This is a genomic window from Agrobacterium tumefaciens, assembly GCF_031801495.1.
In the GTDB taxonomy this organism is placed as follows: domain Bacteria; phylum Pseudomonadota; class Alphaproteobacteria; order Rhizobiales; family Rhizobiaceae; genus Agrobacterium; species Agrobacterium tumefaciens_K.
In genome coordinates, this window is sequence record NZ_JAOEGC010000001.1 from 928,688 (window position 1) to 950,861 (window position 22,174).

Below are 22,174 nucleotides of genomic sequence, written 5' to 3' on the forward strand. Positions count from 1 at the left end.
GCTTCATCCTTTCCGTTTAGAACCAAAAGGATTTCCAGTGCGGTTTATGGGTTTAAGATATGTTGCGGCTGTGGTCCTCGCCGTTGTAGCAGGTCCGGCTTTTTCAGCGGAAATCATTGATGTTACGGGGCGCAAGATCGAGATCGATCTGCCTGCGAAGCGCGTGATTGTCGGCGAAGCGCGCCAGATTCATGTCATCGCCGCCCTGAAGGGTGATGCGACATTCGATAACATCGTCGGATGGCGTGACGATCTCATAAAAAAAGATCCAGACAGCTATACGGCCTATGTCGAGCGCTTCCCGCAGATCGAGAAACTGCCGCGCTTCGGATATCTCCCGCAGGGCAACTTCAGCCTCGAAACGGCCATTTCGCTTTCGCCTGATGTGATCACTCTCAATCTGGAAGCTGAAAAGGCGGCCGAGGAAAGTGGTTTCGAAGAAAAGGCGGCGTCCGTCGGGATCAAGGTGGTCTATCTGGATTTCCGCATTGATCCGGTAAAGAACAGCGAACTTTCGACGGAGATCCTTGGCAAGCTGTTCGGCGCGGAGGACCGTGCCCGGGAATTCATCGCCTATCGCCGTGCGGAGATTGCACGGGTCACGGATCGGATCGCTGCTGCCAAGGATCTCAAGCGCCCTAACGTCTTTATTGAGCGTTCGCCTGGCATCACGGGCGAGAACAACTGCTGCCGTACATTTGGACCCGTGAATTTCGGTGCGATGGTCGACCTCGCAGGCGGCCACAATATCGCGGACGGCATCATCAACACCACTTTCGGTGACCTGAACCCGGAGCAGCTCGTGGTGTCCGATCCCGATCATGTCATCGTCACGGGCTCGAACTGGGCCGCCGAGTCCGATCTCAATCAGTTCGTTCCGGTTGGACGCGGTGCCGACATGGCCTTGTCCCGCGAACGACTGAAGAACCTGATGACCCGTACGCCGTTTCCCGAGCTGAGGGCCGTCAAGCAAGGCCAGGTCCACGCCATCTGGCATCAGTTCTATGGTGCGCCTTACGAATTTTTCCCAATTCAGCAGTTTGCAAAGTGGTTCCATCCGGACCTTTTCACGGATATGGACCCGGAAAAGAACTTCGAGGAATTCCATCGGAAATTTTTGCCGATCACCTATAAGCCGGGCTACACCGTTTCGCTCGAAAAAGGTTCCAACTGATGACTGCCTTGCATGAAACCGCGACAGCAGCGGCAGGGCGCGATCAATATCGCGCCCTTGCGTTTCGCCGTATTGTCATTCTGCTGCTGCTGACGATTGCGCTGCTCGCCAGCATCGCAATCGATATGGCGCTTGGGCCAGCAAACTATTCGCTGTCGGATGTCCTTGCGGCGATTGCGGACCCGTCCGCTGTCGCCAATCAGCTTCGGGTGGTCATATGGGACATCCGCATGCCGATCGCATTGATGGCCGTGACCGTAGGCGCCTCGCTTTCGGTCGCAGGCGCGCAGATGCAGACTATTCTCGCCAACCCGCTGGCAAGTCCGTTCACGCTGGGTATCTCGGCCGCCGCAAGTTTCGGTGCCGCACTGGCACTGGTTGGTGGCGTCGCGATTTTCCCCGGCGCGGTTCACTACATGGTGCCGATCAACGCGTTCATCATGGCCATGGTCGCCGCGCTGTTCATTCATTTCGCCTCCACGTTGCGAGGTGTAACGGTTGAAACGATCGTTCTGCTCGGCATCGCGCTGGTTTTCACCTTCAACGCTGCCCTGTCGCTCCTTGAGTACCTCGCGTCGGAACAGGCCCTTGCCGCCGTCGTCTTCTGGACCATGGGCAGCCTGACAAAGGCGACGTGGGACAAGGTTTATGTCACCGCTGCCATTCTTTTTCTGGCAGTACCTCTGTTCATGCGCAATGCGTGGGCGCTGACGGCCCTTCGGCTGGGCGACGACAAGGCTGCAAGCATGGGTATCAACGTTCGGCGTCTGCGCCTGCATACGATGCTGACGGTAAGTCTCCTGGCTGCCATCCCCGTCTCCTTCGTCGGTACGATCGGTTTCGTAGGGCTGGTGGGGCCGCACATTGCCCGCATGGTGGTGGGTGAAGACCAGCGCTTCTTCCTGCCCGGTTCGGTGATCTGCGGCGCGCTGCTTCTTTCGGCAACGTCGGTCATCAGCAAGATCCTGATCCCCGGTGCGGTCCTGCCAATCGGCGTCATAACGGCCCTCGTTGGCGTGCCTTTCTTCTTCGCCCTCATTTTCGGTAACAGGAGGCGCGCATGGTAGCGCTCGCACTAAAAGACGTCGGCGCCGCTTACGGACGCGTCGTCGTTCTTTCGAAAGTTGGTATCGACACCCTGCAAAGTGGCAGCGTCACCGCCGTCATCGGTCCAAACGCCGCCGGCAAATCGACCCTGTTCAAGCGCATCGCCAGCCTCATTTCCGGTCCCGGTCTTGTCGAGCTTTCCGGGACGGCGAGGGGCGAGCGGGCCATCTGTTACATGCCACAGGATACGGGTGCCAACGCGGTTCTGACCGTTTATGAATCCATTCTGCTTTCGGCAAAGCAGGGCAGCGGCTGGCGTGTTCACGATGACGAGCTATTCGAGATCGATGCCATCCTGAAAGCGCTGAAGATCGAAACTCTGGCCTTTCGCGGGCTTGGCGAGCTTTCGGGCGGTCAACGGCAGCTGGTATCTCTGGCGCAGGCTCTGGCGCGCAAGCCAGAGGTTCTGCTGATGGACGAGCCGACATCGGCGCTTGATCTGCATCGGCAGATAGAGGTGCTTGGCTTTGTCTCCGAGCTTGCCCGCAAAACCGGCATGATCGTACTGATCGCTCTGCACGACCTGAACCACGCGCTTCGCTATTGCGAAAACACGATGGTGATTTCCAGTGGGGAAATGGTTGTGAGTGGCGCGACCGAAGATGTGATCACCGCTGCAATGCTACGGGATATCTATCGAATCGATGCCCGTATCGAGCCATGCTCACAGGGCAAGCCGATGGTGATCGTGGACGGCGCGATACACGAATAACGGATAACGTCATGATTTGACTTTGATGAACCGGCCACTAAATCATGAGAGTAATACTCATGAAATGTCTGGTTCATTTTTGATTTCGATGCTAAGGAGTTGCCCGCGGTGGCTGCGAAACTGCCACAGGTCGCATTTCGATCATTCTTGATTTTCGTTCGGTTGGGACATGGGTATACGGGAAGATGACAAGCGTTTTAACGCTTACGTCGTGTATCGGATCGACCTCATCAAATATGCGACGCTCATTCTTGGTTCCCGCGCGGACGCTGAGGATGTGGTGCAGGAAGCTTTCCTGAAATTCGTACCTGAAACCAGCAGCAATCCTTCCAATCTCAAATCCTATCTTTTCAGGATCGTGCGCAACCTGGCGCTTGATAGCCGAAGACGTGGCCGTCTCGATATGCGTGAAAGACCGGATGATACGCCGTTTTGGGGATTGCCTCAGGATCAGGGGACGCCGGAAGATCACGCGCTGTTTTGCGACGAGATCAGACGGATGCAGGATGTTCTCTCTACGTTGCCTGCCGAGGCGCGCATCGCGTTGGAGATGCACCGGTTCGGCGGGTATAATCTTGAAGAAATAGCCAGCCATCTCGGCATCTCGGTCGCGGGAGTGCATCGCCAAATTAAGGATTGCATTGCCGCGATTACTAAAGAAATGAAGTAAATAGGCTAAAGATGGCTGATATCCTGAAAAAAAATCTTGGGTTAAACGTCTTTAAAGCAGGCCGAATGACGGGACGGCTCATTGATATTGCAACGGAACTGGCATGGCTCAATGACCATCGATCCAGATAAGAAAATTGAAATCCCACCCGGAAAGCTGGAGGAAGCAGCCGATTGGCTGATTCAGCTTGAAGACGGGTCGCGCGACCCGGAATGCCGCCAGAGATTAGATAACTGGCTTGGGGCGTCGGTCGCTAATCGCCTTGCCTGGGAGAGGACGCTTCGAACCTGGAAGACGCTCGGATTGACGGACCCCGCTTTCGGGGACCAATGGATGGATGCACCTCGCTTTCCGTTGAAAACCGAGCGGAAGGCATTGCGTCGCCATTGGCCATCAAAGCGCGCCTTCGGTGGGATATCGCTAGCCGCCGTGTCTCTCTGTCTTGCGATCATATCTTTCCCTTCGCTCCTGATACAGGCGCGGGCGGACCACACCACGGGCACGGCGGAAAACCGCAGCGTGACCCTTGAGGATGGCAGCCTGATTCAACTCGCTGCGTCCAGCGCGATATCAGGACAGTTTTCTGCCGGACAACGTAAAATCCGCCTTCTGGAAGGCGAGGCATTTTTCGATGTTGTTCCGGATCCCGGACGCCCGTTCGTCGTGGAAGCGAATGGCGTCTCGGTTGAGGTAATCGGAACGGCATTTGATGTTGATGTCACCGGAAATACCATTCAGGTCGCTCTCGCCCGCGGGTCGGTCAAGGCGTCATTGGAAAATGCCCCGCCGACCACCCTTGTTCCGGGTGAAATGCTGGTCGTCGATACGGTTTCGGGTGAGGTTCGCAAAAGCGCTGTGTCGGTGGAGGACATCGGCGGATGGCGCAACGGTGAGCTCTATGTTGTCGATGCAACGATTGGCCAGGTGGTCGAACAGATACAGCGGTATCATCCCGCGTGGATCACGCTTGCCGACAGCACGCTGTCGCAACAGCGGGTGACAGGCTTTTACGACCTTCACGATCCAGACCGGGCGCTTGCGGCCTTGGTGGAGCCTTATGGCGGCAAAGTCCGTGGAGTTTCCGGGCTGGCGCGTGTCGTAAGTCGCTACTGATGCCTGCATTATTCTAAAAAAGTACTTTTATTTCAATTAATTGTAAGTTTTTTGAAATTTTCTGAGAAATTTTACAGAGGCAAACGTCTTTTTGTTGAGTGCGACGGTCAAGATATTCCCGGCGCAGGAAACAGGAAGAAAAGTCATTATGCGCCTCCGTATACTGAAAGTCATAAAGGCCAAGGGCACGAGAAAGCGGGCCAGCCAATCTCTTTTGATGGCAACTACCGCGTTGGCCGTTTCGGTTTCCGCAACGCAGGTCTTCGCGCAGGAGCCATCGGGTTCTTCTGCCCGAGCAGCGAACGGTGCCGGACATGCGGCAGCTAGGCCATTCAACATTCCCGCGCAGCAGCTTTCCTCGGCGATCGGTGCGTTTGGCCGACAATCCGGCCTCCAGGTAACGCTTGCAACGCCTGCGACCGGAAGTACACGGACGAACGCAGTGATCGGCAGTTTTACCGCGCATGAGGCTCTTGCCCGCCTGCTGGCGGGAACAGGCATAAACTTCCGCATTACCGGAGGTGGGAGGAGCGTTGTTATCGGTGTAGGACAGGCGGCTGTCGATGTATCCTCGTCTGCTGATACCACCGTCCTTGAAACCATTACGGTGGCTGGAAAAAGCGGCCGCAGCGCTGCTGCCGGGGCTGGTTATCAAGGCACGCCTGACTGGGTTTATGAAACACCTGCCAGCGTCAGCGTCGTTGGTCGCGAGGCAATTCAGTCTGCTGGCGTGCGCAACACGCGTGACGTTTTCAACCGTGTTTCCGGCGTCTATGCCGGTGAGGGCAACGGAAGCTTTCCGACTGTTTCTCCCAATGTGCGTGGTTTGCAGGAAAGTGGCCGTGTCGTCGTTTCGATAGACGGTGCCCGTCAGAATGCGCAGCGCGGTGCTGGTTTCGGTGGTGCTGCGAACTACACCGCAAACTCCGGTCAGGGTTACGTCGATACGGCATTCATCCGTGCGGTTGAAGTCGAGAAGATGACCAGTGCGTCTTCCGGAAGTGCCGGCTCTCTAGGCGGCAAGGTGGATTTCCGCACGGTGGGTGCCGATGACTTGATTGCGGAGGGTGCAACAAAGGGCGGCGACGCCAATATGTCGCGTGGCAGCAACGGATATGATCTGCAGGGTTCAGTTCTCGGCGCCATGCGTCTGCCGGACGGCCCGCTCGCTTTGACGCTTGGGTACAGCCGCACCATCATGGATGAATACAAAGTCGGCACGAAGGGCGAGGATCGCAATACGTCGGCCAATATGAAAAACCTGATGGGTCGCGATGGCTGGTCGACGTTTGTAAAAGGCGAAGGGGATTTCGGTGACGTCGAGACGTCTTTGTCGTGGATGCACCAGCAGAACAACTTCGTTTACGGCACCTCCGGTGGCGCGAACATCAATCGTGAAGGTGCGCGCAACGACAGCATTACATTCAAGGTGGACTGGGATCCCGAAAGCGCGCTCATTGATCTGAAGTCGTCCCTATGGCTCAACGACAATATGACGCACGAATTGCGCGAGGCCCGCCCTGGTTTAAGTGGCGCTGCGGAAACCAACATTGACCTTGGCACGAAAAGCTTCGGTGGAACCATAGAAAACACCAGCAGGTTCGATACTGCGTTCGGTGCTTTGAGCCTCAACTACGGAGTTGAAGCGTTTCGCGATGTGACGACAGCCGTGGCAACAAGCACAACAATAACGGCCAATCCAGACTGGGCCAGCAACTACACGTCTTTCAGTCCTCCCGGAAGACGCGATGTCGCAAGCCTGTTCTTGGGCGGCCAGCTCGAACCAGCTGAGTGGATGATGCTGAGAGGCGGGGTGCGATACGATTGGTCCCGGCTTAGGGGGACATCAACTTATTACCGCAACGTACCTGCGTCGAGATATCTCGCCGGACGTGTAACCAACAACTACGATTATCTCGTTAGCATCGGGCAAGGGGGGACGGTGCCCGCTGTCCTGATACCTATTTTCCGGAGTCAACTAGGAGAAGTGTATAATGGTCTCTTCTATCGTGCAGGTACCGAGATTCCCGCGTTAAGCACTGACTCATATGATGATCCGATACCAGTAGACATCAATCGAACGGATAGCGCATGGCTTCCCTCCGCTACAATTGAGTTCAAGCCTACCGATTGGTTTCGCCCCTACCTGAGTTATTCTCAAAGCTTTCGCCCACCCACCATACTTGAAGCCTTTTTTGCCGGTGGCCCTCCTGGCGATGGGGGAGCAGGAACGACCTACGCCCCGAACGAATATCTAAGGCCCGAAAAAGCAACGACCTATGAAATAGGCGCCAACATGAGTTTCGATGGCGTCCTGTCGGACTATGATTCAGTCCGTTTGAAGGTTGCAGCCTTCAAACGTGAGGTGAAGGATTACATCGCCCTGGGCTACATCGTGACCGATGAGGTTTTGAACAGGACATACAACAGCTTCGTCAACCTCGACGGTACGACGCATATGCGGGGGCTGGAACTGGAGGGGAATTACGATGCGCGAAGCTTCTGGCTTGGAGGGTCGGCAACGTTCCTGAAAACCGAATGGCCAAGCAAGACCCAAGTCTTCTCTAACGGCACCATAACAACAAGTGGTGAGGTATTTGGATGGCCGGGTGACGTCGCGCCCAAGATGAAGCTGACGCTGGATACGGGTGTGCGCTTGTTCGATGAAAAAGTGTCTCTAGGGGCAAGGGCCAATCGGGTCATGGCAACGCAATCCCGTACCCTCGATAGCGAGGGCAATCTCATCAACCTCACGGGAGATTACACGACTGTGGATCTCTACGGCTCATACTCATTTACGGAAAATGCAACGCTTCGTTTCGCTGTGAATAACCTCACCGACAAAAATTATATTCCAGCGGCAAGCGGATACAGCGCACCGGGTCGAACGTTCGTCGCGACGATGACTGTGAAATTCTGATGTGATTTCCGGCGGCCTTCCGCCTCAAGGAATTCCTCGGGCCGGGTTGCAGCCCTTCCCGAGGATAACGCGCCCCGGCTGCATAGATCGGGGCATCGATCAACAGCCTTTATCAGGAGTAGAACTCATGGCTGTCACTATTGAACTTACCTCAGCTTCGTCCGATTTGGTAGGCTTCCTCAACGGTTGGGCAAGCGGTTTCAGCTCGACATACGGCGCTTTTTGGGATCAGGGCGTTGGCCTCGTGACCAATCCGGTCATCGGCACCACCTATGAAGGCTGGGGCAACGGCAGCACCGGCGGCAAAGGCATCTACTTTGAAGGTTCTGTCCAGTATTCTCAGGGCAATCTCACCGGCACCGTGGACAGCATTGCTCTGGGCACTGGTTACAGCCAGTCGTCGTCCGGTTTCAGCCTTGCCCAGGAAGAGCTGCTCATCACACCGGACAGCGCATTCCCGAGCGCCACGACGGATGCTTTCGATCTCGCCATCTACCAGCTTTCGAGATTCGGTTCGTTGACGGGTTTCTATGACTATTTTGCTGCTACGGGCACGGTTCTCGAAGATACCGCGTCTTCTGACACGCTGACCGGCTTCGCTGGTGCCGACACCTTCGTCTTCTCCGGTGGCAACGATATCGTGACGGCCGGCCCGACTGGCACTTATGGATATCAGGACGGTGTTGACAAGCTCGACATTTCCGCATGGGGCGCCACGAGCCTCGGCGATTTGACGATCGTCGATGCTGCTGGTGATGCTTACGTCGTCTATGGTTCCGACTCGATCCAGCTCGTTGGCGTTTCCTCCAGCGTTCTAGACGCGTCCGACTTCATCTTCGCAAGCGCGACGGCTCTGGCCGCCTAATCGGGAAGAGATCGCTGTGGGCTTCCCAAACCAGCAGCAAACGCCGCCGCAGTCCCTCACTGCGGCGGTCGTTTCGCCCCTCAAACGCGCCTTTTGTGGTCTTGCGCTCGTCAGCGGTGTGGTCAACATCCTGGCGCTGACCTCTCCCCTGTTCATGCTTCAGGTCTATGATCGCGTTCTGGCAAGCGGCAGCGTGCCGACTTTGGTGGGCCTCGCCATCCTAGCTCTCGGCCTGTATGCCTTCCAGTGTGTGCTGGATATCATTCGCGCACGGGTTCTGACCCGGATCGGCGAAGATTTCGATACACGCTTCTCCGGCAGGGTGCACGATGCCGTGGTGCGTCTGCCGCTTCTGACACGTAACTCTGGCGACGGTTTGCAGCCGTTGCGTGACCTCGACAACGTTCGCGGTTTTGTGTCCGGAACCGGTCCGACGGCATTTTTCGACCTGCCGTGGATGCCGCTCTATCTCGGCATATGTTTTCTTTTTCATGTCTGGATCGGCACGACCGCGCTGGTTGGCGCCGTTCTGCTCATTTCGCTGACGGTATTCACCAATATCTTTTCCCAAAAGCCGGTCCATGACACCATGGTCGAGAATATGGCGCGCAATCGGCTTCTGGAAGCCTCGCGCCGCAACGCGGAAGTCGTGCAGGCCATGGGGCTTGGTGGGCGTCTTGGAAGGCGATGGCAGGTGGCGAACGACGCCTATCTCGACGCCAATCGCAAGGCGGGCGATATCGCTGGTGGGCTTGGCAATATCTCGAAATCACTGCGGGTCGTGCTCCAATCCGCCATTCTTGCCGTCGGCGCGTGGCTGGTGATCGAGCAAGAAGCGTCCGGCGGCATTATGATCGCAAGCTCCATCATGATGGGGCGGGCACTTGCGCCCGTTGATCTGGCGATCTCCAACTGGAAGTCTTTCGTGGCTGCACGGCAAAGCTGGTCGCGCCTGCGGGAGCTTTTTGGACATATGCCGCACACGGCACCACCGCTGGCACTGCCGAAACCGGTGAACGATCTGCGCGTCGAAACCGTCACCATCGTCCCGCCCGGCGAAAAGAAGCCGACGGTGGCTGGGGTGGGCTTTGTGGTTTCCGCTGGACACGCCCTCGGCATCATCGGTCCGTCCGGCTCGGGGAAGTCGACGCTTTCGCGTATTCTGACCGGAGCGTGGTCACCTGCTGCCGGCAAGGTGCGCCTCGATGGCGCCAGCCTCGAGCAATGGGATCGTGAGGCACTGGGGCGGCATATCGGTTATCTCCCGCAGGGCGTCGAGTTGTTCGACGGGACGATCGCCGAGAACATATCGCGTTTTGAGGATGATCCAGATCCGCAGGCTATCATCGCTGCGGCCAAGGCTGCCGGTGCACATGACCTGATCCTGCGTTTCGAAAAGGGCTATGATAGCAATATCGGCGAGGCAGGTTCTTCGCTTTCTGCCGGTCAACGTCAGCGCATTGGTCTGGCGCGAGCGCTTTATGGTGATCCCTTCCTCGTGGTGCTGGACGAGCCGAACGCCAATCTCGATGCGGAAGGCGAGGCTGCCGTCGTGCGGGCAATCGCTTCGGTAAAGGAACGCAAAGGCATTGTGGTCGTCGTCGCGCATCGTCCAAGCGCCATCGGGATCGTTGACTACGTTCTGATGATGGTGGATGGGCGGATGAAAACCTTCGGCCCGCGTGAGGAGGTGCTGTCGAAAGTATTGCGGGCTCCCCAGCAGGCCCATGGTTTTGCCGCCTCCGCACAGGCCATCACGCCGTTGCGCGTAGTTGCCAATTCCTATTCGCAGCCCGATGGCAGTAAAGGAGAGCCAGATGCCAAGTCGTGAGCATGATGACCACGCCAGGCATTCCATTCGCAGGCATCTTCTGGCGGCGTTGGCGGCGAGCGTGGTGCTGATGGGCGGTGTTGGAGGGTGGGCTGCAACTACCAATCTTTCTGGCGCCGTCGTCGCTTCCGGTCATCTGGTGGTCGATTCCTATGTGAAGAAGGTCCAGCATCCGACAGGTGGGGTGGTCGGCGAAATTCTGGTGAATGAAGGTGATGTTGTCCGCACTGGCGACGTGGTGATGCGGCTGGATGCGACCCAGACTCGGGCCAATCTCGCGATCGTGACGAAACGCCTGGATGAACTGACGGCCCGTCTTGTAAGGCTTGAGGCCGAGCGCGATGGTCTTCCGGCTCTTGAGTTCCCGGCCGCGCTCATCGCGCGTGGTGGCGAGCCGGATGTGGCATCAGCCATGCGCAGCGAAACCAAGCTCTTCGAATTTCGCAAATCTTTTCGCGATGGAAGAAAGGCTCAGCTTGCAGAACGCATCACGCAGTTCGGGCATGAAATAGAGGGTCTGAAGGCGCAGGAAGAGGCCTATGCAAAAGGCATATCCGTTCTGGAGGCGGAAATCATTTCACAGACGTCCTTGTGGAAACAGGGCATTGTTTCCGTGCAGCGTCTGAACAGCCTGCAAACACAGGCCGCGACGTTCGGCGGTGAGCGTGGCGAAAAGATTGCCTATCAGGCGCAGACGGCCGGGCGCATTACGGAAACGAAACTTCAGATCCTGCAGATCGATCAGGAGCTTCGCACCGAAGTCGGGCGTGAATTGCGGGAGATTCAGGCTCAGATGGGGGAGTATGTCGAACGTAAGGTTGCCGCCGAAGATGAATTGAAGCGTATCGATATCGTCGCCCCGCAATCGGGTATCGTACATCAGATGACGGTGCACACGGTCGGAGGCGTTGTGGCGCCAGCAGACCCGATCATGCTTATCGTTCCGGAGGGTGATGATCTGGCGCTTGAGGTGCAGATCATGCCTAAGGACATTGACCAGCTTCAGGTGGGGCAGAAGGCCTTGCTTCGCATGTCGGCATTCAACCAGCGGGTGACGCCAGAGCTGGAAGGCCATATCAGCCGTATCGCGGCGGACCTGACAATCGATCAGCGGACCGGGCATTCCTATTACCTGGCGCGCATTTCTGTGTCAGCATCGGAAAAAGCCAAGCTCGAAAACGCCACTCTGGTGCCTGGTATGCCTGCCGAAGCCTTCGTCAGGACCAGTGACCGTACCGCGTTGTCATATCTGGTCAAGCCGCTGACCGACCAGATCAATCGCGCCTTCCGGGAAGAGTGACGTCAGAGCCAGCCCAGCGCCTTGGCCGCACGGATTGCTTCTGCACGTTTGCTGCAGCCCAGTTTGCGAAACAGGTTTCCGAGGTGGAACTTCACCGTTACCTCGGAAATGTTCAGCGTCTGGGCGATCTTCTTGTTGGGCATGCCGCTGGCCAAAAGCTGAAGCATCTGCGCTTCGCGCTGGGAAAGCCCCCCGTGCAGTGCGCGTGCCTGTGGCGAATTGACTGCGGACGCAAAGATGGCAAGGGCGGTTCTGACATCCGATGATGTTTCGATGAAGCTGCGGATGCGCCTGTTGTTCAGGAGAGGAGACAGGAAAAGTCTCTCTTCCGACAGGACGCCGTTGCAGCCGAGCCGTGTGGATGCCTCCAGCGCGGATAAAAGATGCGCGCGCGCCGCGGCGTTATCCCGCCGCTGATGGGCGGCATAACCCTGCCATAGCTGCAGCGCTACTTTCTCGCGGTTGGTGACATTCGGGTTGGCGAGCAGGGCTTCGATCTGACGGGAAAGATAAGGACGCGGCGTCCAGAGACGCACCGCATCACGCAACCACGCCATGGCATAGGCGATTTCGTCGCGACGGGTCAGGCGTGAAAGGTCGTCTGTGGCGCTCTCCACCCAGTTTCGCCCCATGGGCATCCGGATCGCTGACAATGTGGCGGCGGCTTCCGCCCAGCGATTGGCGTTCTGGTATGCGATTGCGGTGCGTATCTCCATCATGGCATGAAATTGCAGCCCCTCCGAAAGATGGATCCACAACCCGTCGAGAAAACCGGGGCGTACCGTCATCGGGAAATGATCGATCAGAATCTGGGACGCGTATTGCAGGGCAAACTGCATCAGGCTCGGCCAGATTTCCGCGGCGGCAAACTGTTCAAACTCCTGCTGAACAAACGCCAGAAGGTCACGAGGGCGGCCGGCCTCGTAGGCGATGCAGGCTTCGGCAAGACGCAGCATCCTGAACTCCTGAACGGCGTCGTGCGACACCTGCTCCAGCTTCTGCCTTGCATCCACTGCCGCCCTGCGCGCCATGAGGACATCGCCGCTCATCAGCCTGAGCACCATCTGGTGGAGATGGATAAAGAACTCGAGAAGCGGTTGCCCGCCCATCTTGCCGAGATAGATAAGCGCACGCGCGGCCGCTGCCTCAGCCTCGCGAAAATTTCGGCGGCGAATTTCGAATTCGAGAAGCGCGTTGTAATAGGCCGCCCATTTTCCGTGATCGTCCATCGGGTAATCGGCCATGAATTCACCGAGCCGCTGGATGATTGCATCGGTGGGTGTAAAGTCCTCTGCAATCATCAGGTTAAGGCGGAAGGTTCGCGCTGCGAATGAGAAACGCGAGCCACGCGTCAGAACCTTTAGGGGATCGAGAAAATCGGACCCGAGATGCTTGCCAAGCAGATGGCGGACGCGTTGCAGTTCTCCCTGTTTCAGCAACGCGCGGGTAACGGCGAACAATACCGTTTCATTGGTCGCGATCATCTCCTGCGAAAAGCGCATGATGATGTCGCGGAATGTGGTGACGCTGCTTCGATAGATAAGTTCGCGGCCATGCGCGCGCTCCAGGATCTGCGCTGCCTGCGTTTCGTATCCGTGCTCGAGCAGCATCGCCATGGCCGAAAGTGAGTGCCCTTCCTTTTCCAGCGCGGCGCCAATTTCCATGACTGCGCTGCCAGCTTCCAATGCTGCCAGCCGTTCACGTACTGCCAGCCGAAGAAGGCGTATGAGTGTCTGATGGTCTTCCCGCTGCCGTGTCAGGAAGGGAGGCAGCAGGTCGGCCCACTCCGGCGATGGCTCTGAATGTGGATTTTCGAGCCAGAGGGACAGTGCGACCGTCTGGGATGGCGACAGGTGCGGCAGGTAGTTTTCACGCAGGTAATCGACACTCAGTTGATCGTCTGGGGTGGAAGACAATGGCAGGAATGCGGGCCATCCGGCATGGGTTTCAAAGGCCGACTTCATTCGCTGTTCCGGTAGCGCCTGCAATTCCTGTCTGGTGAAGGCAAGGTCCGGCGCGGTGATGGTTGCAGAGCCGTGGTGCAATATCTGCCGAGCCAGTCCGCTGATCCGTTGATCCGGGCGGCAGGCAATGACCACGTGGCGCGCCGTTTCCAGAATATTGGCGGAAAGCCGTGCTGCGCGTACATGCGTTGGCACATCCCACAACAGCCATCCATCCGAAGCGTCGACAAGTCTGGGCTGCTGGGTACGGCACACGCTTTTTTTCATCCGCACGGCGATCATATCCAGCAGAACGCTTTTGCCCGCTCCGGCGGGTGCGCGCAGGAAAATGACCCCGGCGGTTTGACGGGTGATGCGGTCGCAGAGGGCAGGGCGGAATAGGATATGTGTCATAGGTCGTCTCAAGTGATGCCGACAAAACCTATACCATATCTTCAAAAAACTATACCTTTTTGAGATTGTTCAAACAGGGCGGCGGTGAAAAGTTGCGGTCAGACAACTGATGCACAAGGAACTTTCCGCCGATGCAGCAACATCCGTTGGTCGCGATTTTGAACCGGCTCGGCACGTTCGTGCTGGTCATGATTGCCCTGTCCATCATGATTTTCGTTCTGGCCCGGGTGGTGCCTGGCGATCCGGCGCGTATGGCGCTGGGGCCCGCGGCAACGCAGGAGCAGGTGGACGTTCTCAGAGGCCAGATGGGGCTGGATAAGCCTCTGGCTGTGCAGTACATTGATTATGTCACAAAGGCGCTCCAGGGCGATCTCGGCTTTTCGCTGGTTTCCCAGCGCTCGGTCACGGCTGATCTGGCTCAGACTGTTCCGGCTACCGTGGAACTGGTGCTGGTGTCCGTCATCTTCATGTTCGCGGTTGCGATCCCGCTCGGTGTCATCACCGCGCATTACCGTAACCGGGCATTCGATCACATTGGCCGCGTCCTTTCGCTTACCGGTGTGACAATCCCAAGTTTTCTCTTCGCCATTACGCTGCAGTTGCTGGCAGCGCGTTTCATCTCGGGATGGCCGATCATCGGTCGCATCGACCATTCCCTCGGCTGGCAGGGTGGCCCGACCGGTTTCATACTGCTCGACGGCATGCTTGCCGGCCGTTTCGATGTTGTGTTGAACGGGCTGCAGCATCTCGCGCTTCCAGCCTTCGCGCTGTCCATGGCCGGTATCGGCCAGATCACCCGCATCACCCGTTCCTCGATGATCGAGAACCAGCGCAAGGATCATGTCCTCACCCTGCAGAGTTTCGGTGTGCCGGAGCGGGTTATCATTTTCCGCTACCTGCTGAAGCTTTCCTCCATCGCGCCGCTGACCATCATGGGGCTGGAGTTCGCTTCGCTGATCGGCAACGCCTTCGTGATCGAGATGGTTTTCGCCTGGGGTGGTTTCGCATCCTACGGTTTGACCGCGATCCTGCAGAAAGACCTCAATGCCGTAACCGCCGTCGTTCTGGTGGCTGGCCTGTTCTTCATCGTCGCCAACCTGATCGTGGATGTCCTCATCTCGATCATCGACCCCCGACTGCGCCGTAAGGAGGCCCGTTGATGGCCGATATGAATATACTTGACAAATCGGACCGCGATCTGAGCACAGGCTACATGATGTGGTACCGCTTCAGCCGCAATCCGGCAGCGGTCATCGGTTCACTCATCCTGTTGTCAGTCATCATTCTGGCGGTGTTCGCCCCCTGGCTGACGCCTTACCCGAAGCATATCGGCGCCGTAGTCGATTTCCGTTCGCGGCACATGCCGCCGGACCTCGAACACTGGTTCGGCACGGACAAGGCCGGACGCGATATCTTCTCGCGCACCATCTTCGGTCTGCGTGTTTCGCTTCTGCTCGTCATCGGCGTTCTCGGCATTTCGGTTCCGGTTGGAACGGTGCTGGGCCTTGTCGCCGGTTACTTCGGCGGCTGGGTGGAAAAGGTCATCAGCGGCCTGACCAACGTCATGCTTGCCATGCCGCCGCTCGTCATGGCGCTCGCTGTCTCCAACCTGCTCGAACCGACGCTGATGAATGCCATGATCGCGATCACGCTGCTGTGGTGGACCTGGCATGCCCGCCTGATCTACTCGGTGTCGAAGTCCATCGCATCGGAAGATTATATCGAAGCCGCGCGTCTCGCCGGGGCCGGACCGTTGCACATTCTCTTCCGCGAAATCCTGCCCAACTGCGTCTCGGTCATTTCGGTCAAGACGACCCTGGATGCCGCCTTCGTCATCCTGTTTGGCGCAACGCTCAGCTTCCTTGGTTTCGGCGTCAAGCCGCCGACACCTGATCTGGGCTCGATGGTGGCCGATGGCCGGCAGTTCATGCCGGAGTTCTGGTGGGAAGTTCTCTGCCCCGGCGCTGCCGTCCTCTATGTGACGCTGGGCTTCAACCTCCTGGGCGATGGCCTGCGCGATATGTTCGACGTGGAAAGCTGAGCAATGACTGAACCGCTTCTCAAGGTCGAAGACCTCAACGTTACCTTCACGAATTATGGCCGCACGCGGCAGGTGCTGCGCAATGTCGGCTTCACCGTTGCCGCCGGAGAGCGCGTTGCGCTGATCGGTGAAACGGGATCGGGCAAGTCGGTCACCGCCAAGGCGATCATCGGCACCCTGCCCAAGAACGCCACGATTACCGCCGGATCGATTGTCATCGAAGGGCGTGAAGTGCTGGCGATGCCGCGTTCGGAACGCGAAGCGCTGAAGGGAACGGCCTTCTCACTCATCATGCAGGACCCGCTTTCCTCGTTCAATCCGGTCTTCAAGATCGGCACGCATCTCGATGATGTCATGCGCTTTTCCGACCGTCGTGACGGCATCTCGTCCAGCAAGGCGGAGCGCCGCAAGCGTATCGCGGCCGTCCTGCGTCGCGTGCAGCTTGGCGATACCGAGCGTGTCATGAATGCCTATCCGTCAGAGCTTTCCGGCGGTATGCGACAGCGCGTGCTCATCGGTCTCGCGCTGCTGCACCAGCCCAAGCTCCTGATCGCGGACGAACCGGGCACCGCACTCGATGTGACGACACAGGACGAGATCCTCAATCTCATCAACCAGCTCGTCGCCGAAGAAAACATGGCGCTGCTGATGATTACCCACAATCTCGGTGTGGTGCGCAAGGTGGCCGACCGCGTGGTCGTCATGCATCACGGCGATATCGTCGAAACCGGCCCCTGTGCAGAAATCCTGCGTGAGCCAGCCAAGGACTATACCCGCTCGCTGCTGGATGCGGTTCCGCCGCTTTACGGTCCGCGCGTGGCCGACCTGCCGCAGAGCACGCGTGCGCCCATCGTGACGATTGATGGTCTGAACAAGATTTACGGCCGCCGCAACGGGTACCATGCGGTGCGCGATGTAACGCTGACTCTCCGCGAGGGCGAGATTTTCGGTCTTGCCGGTGAATCCGGCTCCGGCAAAACCTCGGTTGCGCGCATGGTCATGGGCCTGTCGCGTCCGACATCCGGCAGCCTCGTCATCGATGCGCCGGATCCCGGCCGGGGCAAGCGCCTGACGCAGATCGTCTATCAGAATCCCGGTACCTCGCTCAATCCGAAGCGGACGGTGAAGCAGACGCTGACCTTGCCGTTGAAGTCCATCGGCATGGACACAACGGCGCGCGACGCCCGCATGGCGGAGTTGCTGGATCTGGTGCGCCTGCCGAAATCCTATCTCGCCAAGTACCCGCACGAGCTTTCCGGCGGCCAGAAACAGCGCATTGCGATTGCCCGCGCTCTGGCTGCCGAACCGAAAATCCTCATCCTCGACGAGCCGACGGCGGCTCTGGACGTGTCCGTGCAGAAGACGGTCATCGATCTGCTTCTGCAGCTGCGCGAGGAACTGGGGCTGACATACATGATGATCTCCCACGATCTGTCGCTGATGCGGAATTTCTGTTCGCGCATCGCGATCATGTTGCGGGGAAGGATCATCGAGGAGGGCGCGACTGCCGAGGTCTTCGCCAATCCGGAACATCCCTATACCCGTGCGCTGATTGCCGCGATCCCCGTCGTGACGGACGAGGAAGAACGCCTGAAGCCCACCGTGACGGAGGAAGAGCGCATGCGCTTCCTCGTAAAATCCACCGATTGATAAAAGAGGAGTCTGGCGTGTATCGCGTTGGAATTGACGTCGGCGGCACGAATACCGATGCTGTCGTGTTGCAGGAAAAAACCGTTCTGGCGGGGGTGAAGGCATCCACGACGGAAGATGTAACCTCCGGTGTCATCGAAGCCCTTGAAAAGGTGATCGAGGCCTCCGGCATCGATCGGGCGGCAATTGGTGCCGTGATGATCGGCACGACGCATTTCACCAATGCGGTGATCGAGCGCCGTCATATGGATGAGGTCGCGGCCATCCGGCTCGGTCTTCCGTCCGGTGCCGGTCTGCCTCCGATGGTCGATTGGCCTGCCGATCTCAAGGAGATCGTCGGCAATCACGGCTATCAGGTTAAGGGCGGCTATGAATTCGACGGGCGTGAGATTGCGCCGCTCGATGAGGATGCGATTATCCGCATCGCCTCCGACATCCGCGCCAAGGGTCTGAAGGCTGCTGCCGTGACCTGCGTTTTCAGTGGTATCAACGATGCCATGGAAGTCCGCACCAGGGAAATCCTGCAGGAGCGTTGCCCCGGCCTGCCGGTGGTCATGTCGAAGGATATCGGCCGTCACGGCCTCTTGGCCCGTGAGAGCGCCGCTATCATGAATGCGAGCCTTCTGTCGCTTGCCGACCGCACGGTCGAGGCATTTGGCAAGGCGCTCAAGGCGGCCGGCATTACCTGCCCGTTCTATATCACCCAGAACGACGGTACACTGATGGCGGCGGACGTAGTTCGTGCATTCCCTGTTCTGACCTTTGCTTCGGGCCCGACAAATTCCATGCGCGGCGCTGCCTTCCTCACCGGCCTCAAGGATGCCGTCGTGGTCGATGTCGGCGGCACGACATCTGACGTCGGCTCGCTTGCCCACGGTTTCCCGCGTCAGGCTTCAACGACCGTCGATATCGGCGGCGTTCGCACCAATTTCCGTATGCCGGACGTTTTTTCGATCGGTCTTGGCGGCGGGTCGCTCGTCGTCAATGGTGATCACGGCCTGACTGTAGGCCCCAAATCCGTCGGCTATCGCGTTCGTAAGGACGCCCTGTGCTTCGGCGGTTCAACGCTGACGGCCACGGATATCGCTGTTGCCTCCGGCAAGGCGGATGTCGGCGACAGGGCGCTGGTTTCGGGCCTCGATCCGTCGCTGGTGGAAGCGGCCGTCGCCAAGATGAACGCCATGCTCGAATCCTGCGTCGAACGCAGCCGCATTTCCTCGACACCGGTGCCGGTGATCGCGGTCGGTGGCGGGTCCATCCTCATGCCGGATCGCATCGGTGAGCTTGAAGTCATCCGTCCGGAAAACTTCGCCGTCGCCAATGCCGTCGGTGCGGCCATAGCCCAGATCAGCGGCGAGACGGATCGCGTCTTTTCTCTGATTGATGGACGCACGCGTGAAAGCGCGCTGGCCGAGGCGGAAGCCGAAGCCCGCGAAAAGGCAATCGCCGCAGGTGCATCCGCCGAGACGCTGGAAGTCATCGAGCGCGAGGATATGCCGCTCGCCTACCTGCCCGGCAATGCCACCCGCATTCATGTGAAAGTCGTCGGAGAAATGGGAGCCCATCATGGCTGAGACGAGCAAGCTCAAATATGACGAGGCGGCACTGCGCACGCTGACGGTCGAGGATCTGGATGCGCTGGAAATCGGCGCGGGCATTCTTGGAACGGGCGGCGGCGGCAACCCCTATCTGGGCAAGCTTTTGGCGCTGGAGGCGATGAAGGCCGGTTACGAGCTGAAAATCCTCGCGACCGACGCTATCGAGCCTGATGCGCTCTGCATGTCCATCGGCGGAATCGGTGCGCCGGTCGTCGGTGTCGAACGTATCCGCGAAGGTCGCGAAGGCCTGCGTTGCCTGCGGGCAATGGAAGAGCTGATCCGCACGCCGATCGATGCCATCGTCTGCGAGGAAATCGGCGGTTCCAACTCCATGAACCCGCTCGTCACGGCAGCGCTCGGCGGCCTGCCGATCCTCGACTGCGACGGTATGGGCCGCGCATTCCCGGAAATGCAGATGACGACCTTCTCCATCTACGGCCACAGCTCCACGCCGTCCGTGATGTGCGACCTGCACGGCAATGCCGTCATCTTCAGCCATGCGGTTTCCGAAATATGGCATGAGCGCATGGCGCGCGCCTGCGTGGTTTCGCAGGGCGGCGGCGCGATGCTGGCGACGGCACCGATGCAGGCGCATTACGTGCACCAGTACGGCATTCCGAAAAGCTACACCAAGGCAATCGCTCTTGGTGAGGCGGTCATCCAGGCCCGCAAGAATCAGGAAGACCCGATTGCCGCCGTCTGTGCGCTGGAAGGCGGACGCCGCATCTTCAATGGCAAGATCACCGATCTGAAGCGTCACCTGCGCGGCGGTTTCGCTGTTGGCGACATCGAGCTTTCCGGCTTTGACGATTGCACGGGCCAGACGGCAAGCGTCGCCATCCAGAACGAGTTCCTGCTGTTCAAGCGTGACGGCAAGGTTGAAGTGACGGTGCCTGACCTCATCGTCCTGCTCGATGTCGATACCGGTTACCCGATCACCACCGAGGTTCTGCGCTATGGCCAGCGTGTCGCGGTGCTCGCCATTCCCTGCCACGACCTGCTGCGGACTGCGCGTGCGCTCGAAGTCGTCGGCCCTGCTGCCTTCGGATATCCGGAGATCGCTTTTTCGCCACTGCCCGCTCTGACGCGGAAGGCTGCGTGACCATAAGCGGGACGTTCCCGCATAAAGAGGAGAACTAAAATGAAAGTGCATGCCCTTCATTCCCGTCTCGCCGTGCTGGCGCTCGGCACGGCTCTTGCGTTGCCCATGGCCCTGTCGGCCAAGGCTGCGGAAGAAAAGGTGTCGATTGCGGTCAACACCATGCAGATCTTCAACTCGCTCGACCCGGCGAAGGTGACCGATTACACCGGCTACATGGCCATCGTGAACATGTATGACGGCTTGACCACGGTGAACCCCAAGGGTGAGATCGTTCCGCATCTGGCGAAATCCTGGGATATCTCCGAGGACGGTCTGACCTACACGTTCCACCTGCGCGACGATGTGAAGTTCCAGGACGGTACCCCGGTCAAGGCATCGGATATCGCATGGTCCGTGCAGCGTCTGCTCGGCATCAACAAAGGACCGTCGAACCTCATCGTCGGCGTTCTGAAGCCTGAAAACGTAACGACGCCGGATGAAAAGACGATCGTCATGAAGATCGACCGTCAGTTCTCGCCATTCATGGCGGCAACGCCGCTGATGATGGCGATGAACAAGACGCTTATCGAAGCCAATGCGAAGCCCGACGACAAGTGGGGCGAGGCTTATGTCGGTGAACATTCTGCTGGCTCCGGTCCATACAAGCTCGTGAGCTACAACCGCTCCGCCGATATGGTCATCGACCGTAACCCGGATTACTTCCTCGGCTGGACGAAGGGCAAGCCGATTGATGAGGTTCGTTTCGTCCAGACCAGTGACGACGCGACGGTAAAGGCGCTTGCCGAGAAGGGCGAACTCGGCCTGACCTCGCATGGCCTCGGTAACGACACCTACGAATCCATCGGCAAGATGGAAGGCTACAAGCTGATCCAGACGCGTACCTCCGGCGGCTTCGTCATCAAGCTGAACACCAAGGTGTATCCGACCGACGACGTTCACGTTCGCCGCGCGATCGCCTACGCGACCGACTACAAGACGATTCAGGAAGTGATCTATCCTGGCTTCGACATGCAGGGTCCGCTGTCGACTGCGTTCAAGGATGCACATAACGGCGACATTCAGCCGGGCGTCTACGATCTGGAAAAGGCAAAGGAGGAGCTGGCGAAATCCAAGTACGCGGGACAGAAGATCACGCTGGTCAACAGCTACGTCGCCTCGCTCGCGTTTGAGGCCGAAGTCGCGCTGCTTCTGCAATCCAGCCTCGAACAGATCGGCATTACGCTCGACATCAAGCCGGAGCCGTGGAACCGCATCGTGGAATTGTCTTCGAAGGTGGAAACGACACCTGCCTCTACGCAGGTGAACATTTCGCCGACCTATCCTTCGCCGGACGCGATGTTCTACAACCAGTACCACTCCAAGGCATCGGGCACATGGATGTCCATGGAATGGTTGCAGAACGCTGAAATCGACAGCCTGATCGACAAGGCACGTTCGACGACCGATGTTAACGAGCAGAACGCCACCTACAAGGAACTCCAGACTAAGATCGCCGATCTTCAGCCGGATGTTTGGGCTGTATCGCCGAACCGTCGCTACGGTGCGAATAAGTGCCTTCAGGGTTACGAGTTCATTCCGATGCAGAGCTGGGATCTGAACTTCTCCAACTTCCATTGGGACTGCAAGGCGAACTGATCGCCTCCCTGTGACGACCATTGGCCTCGCCTCTCAGGCGGGGCCAGCTTCCACACGCTTCCGCGCATGCATTTCGACAGGCCTGCGCAATCTGAAAAA

At 58.4% G+C, this 22,174-nt stretch carries 16 protein-coding genes; 15 read left to right on the forward strand and 1 reads right to left on the reverse strand.

The genetic code is table 11. The features are described 5' to 3' along the window. The first annotated feature begins 46 nt into the window (after positions 1–46). The 9 genes from N7578_RS04325 to N7578_RS04365 all read left to right on the forward strand — a co-directional run bounded on the left by N7578_RS04325 (position 47) and on the right by N7578_RS04365 (position 11,692). Entirely contained in the window at positions 47–1,174 is a 1,128-nt protein-coding gene (locus N7578_RS04325; protein ID WP_422646666.1) for an ABC transporter substrate-binding protein, read from the forward strand. Continuing rightward, a complete protein-coding gene (locus N7578_RS04330) occupies positions 1,174–2,241 on the forward strand; it encodes an iron ABC transporter permease (RefSeq protein ID WP_311109067.1) in 1,068 nt (355 codons plus the stop codon). Before N7578_RS04325 ends, N7578_RS04330 begins: the two co-directional genes overlap by 1 nt. Next, the gene (locus tag N7578_RS04335; protein ID WP_311109068.1) at positions 2,235–2,993 is read left to right on the forward strand and encodes an ABC transporter ATP-binding protein; all 759 of its coding nucleotides are present in this window, start codon (positions 2,235–2,237) and stop codon (positions 2,991–2,993) included. Before N7578_RS04330 ends, N7578_RS04335 begins: the two co-directional genes overlap by 7 nt. A gap of 169 nt (positions 2,994–3,162) precedes the next feature. Then, positions 3,163–3,663, forward strand: a complete 501-nt coding sequence (locus N7578_RS04340; protein WP_311109069.1) for an RNA polymerase sigma factor — start codon at positions 3,163–3,165, stop codon at positions 3,661–3,663. A 111-nt stretch (positions 3,664–3,774) separates the two neighbouring features. Further along, on the forward strand, positions 3,775–4,776 hold the full coding sequence (locus N7578_RS04345) for a FecR family protein (protein WP_311109070.1): 1,002 nt from the start codon (positions 3,775–3,777) through the stop codon (positions 4,774–4,776). A 148-nt stretch (positions 4,777–4,924) separates the two neighbouring features. Continuing rightward, positions 4,925–7,696: a TonB-dependent hemoglobin/transferrin/lactoferrin family receptor gene (locus N7578_RS04350; RefSeq protein ID WP_311110054.1), complete on the forward strand. Its 2,772-nt coding sequence runs from the start codon at positions 4,925–4,927 to the stop codon at positions 7,694–7,696. Positions 7,697–7,823: 127 nt separating this feature from the next. Then, entirely contained in the window at positions 7,824–8,561 is a 738-nt protein-coding gene (locus N7578_RS04355; RefSeq protein ID WP_311109071.1) for a hypothetical protein, read from the forward strand. A gap of 16 nt (positions 8,562–8,577) precedes the next feature. Then, positions 8,578–10,392, forward strand: coding sequence for a type I secretion system permease/ATPase (locus tag N7578_RS04360; protein WP_311109072.1), 1,815 nt, complete (start codon positions 8,578–8,580; stop codon positions 10,390–10,392). Beyond that, positions 10,379–11,692, forward strand: a complete 1,314-nt coding sequence (locus N7578_RS04365; RefSeq protein ID WP_311109073.1) for an HlyD family type I secretion periplasmic adaptor subunit — start codon at positions 10,379–10,381, stop codon at positions 11,690–11,692. The genes N7578_RS04360 and N7578_RS04365 overlap by 14 nt, the downstream gene beginning before the upstream one ends. A 2-nt stretch (positions 11,693–11,694) precedes the next feature. Here N7578_RS04365 and N7578_RS04370 read toward each other — a convergent pair whose 3' ends face one another. Then, entirely contained in the window at positions 11,695–14,049 is a 2,355-nt protein-coding gene (locus N7578_RS04370) for a LuxR C-terminal-related transcriptional regulator (protein WP_311109074.1), read from the reverse strand. A gap of 131 nt (positions 14,050–14,180) precedes the next feature. Between N7578_RS04370 and N7578_RS04375 the strand changes: the two genes are divergently transcribed. Genes N7578_RS04375 through N7578_RS04400 form a run of 6 tightly spaced genes read left to right on the forward strand, consistent with a single transcriptional unit; the run spans position 14,181 to position 22,075 of the window. Continuing rightward, positions 14,181–15,209, forward strand: a complete 1,029-nt coding sequence (locus N7578_RS04375; protein WP_311109075.1) for an ABC transporter permease — start codon at positions 14,181–14,183, stop codon at positions 15,207–15,209. Next, the gene (locus N7578_RS04380; protein ID WP_311109076.1) at positions 15,209–16,090 is read left to right on the forward strand and encodes an ABC transporter permease; all 882 of its coding nucleotides are present in this window, start codon (positions 15,209–15,211) and stop codon (positions 16,088–16,090) included. Before N7578_RS04375 ends, N7578_RS04380 begins: the two co-directional genes overlap by 1 nt. Positions 16,091–16,093: 3 nt before the next feature. After that, positions 16,094–17,740 carry an ABC transporter ATP-binding protein gene (locus N7578_RS04385; protein ID WP_311109077.1) on the forward strand — a complete coding sequence of 549 codons (1,647 nt, stop codon included), beginning with the start codon at positions 16,094–16,096 and terminating at the stop codon, positions 17,738–17,740. 17 nt (positions 17,741–17,757) lie between these two features. Further along, positions 17,758–19,314 carry a hydantoinase/oxoprolinase family protein gene (locus tag N7578_RS04390; RefSeq protein ID WP_311109078.1) on the forward strand — a complete coding sequence of 519 codons (1,557 nt, stop codon included), beginning with the start codon at positions 17,758–17,760 and terminating at the stop codon, positions 19,312–19,314. Further along, positions 19,307–20,440 (forward strand): DUF917 domain-containing protein, encoded by a 1,134-nt coding sequence (locus tag N7578_RS04395; protein WP_311109079.1) that lies wholly within the window; start codon positions 19,307–19,309, stop codon positions 20,438–20,440. Before N7578_RS04390 ends, N7578_RS04395 begins: the two co-directional genes overlap by 8 nt. A 39-nt stretch (positions 20,441–20,479) precedes the next feature. Further along, positions 20,480–22,075 (forward strand): ABC transporter substrate-binding protein, encoded by a 1,596-nt coding sequence (locus tag N7578_RS04400; RefSeq protein WP_311109080.1) that lies wholly within the window; start codon positions 20,480–20,482, stop codon positions 22,073–22,075. Positions 22,076–22,174 lie beyond the last annotated feature (99 nt).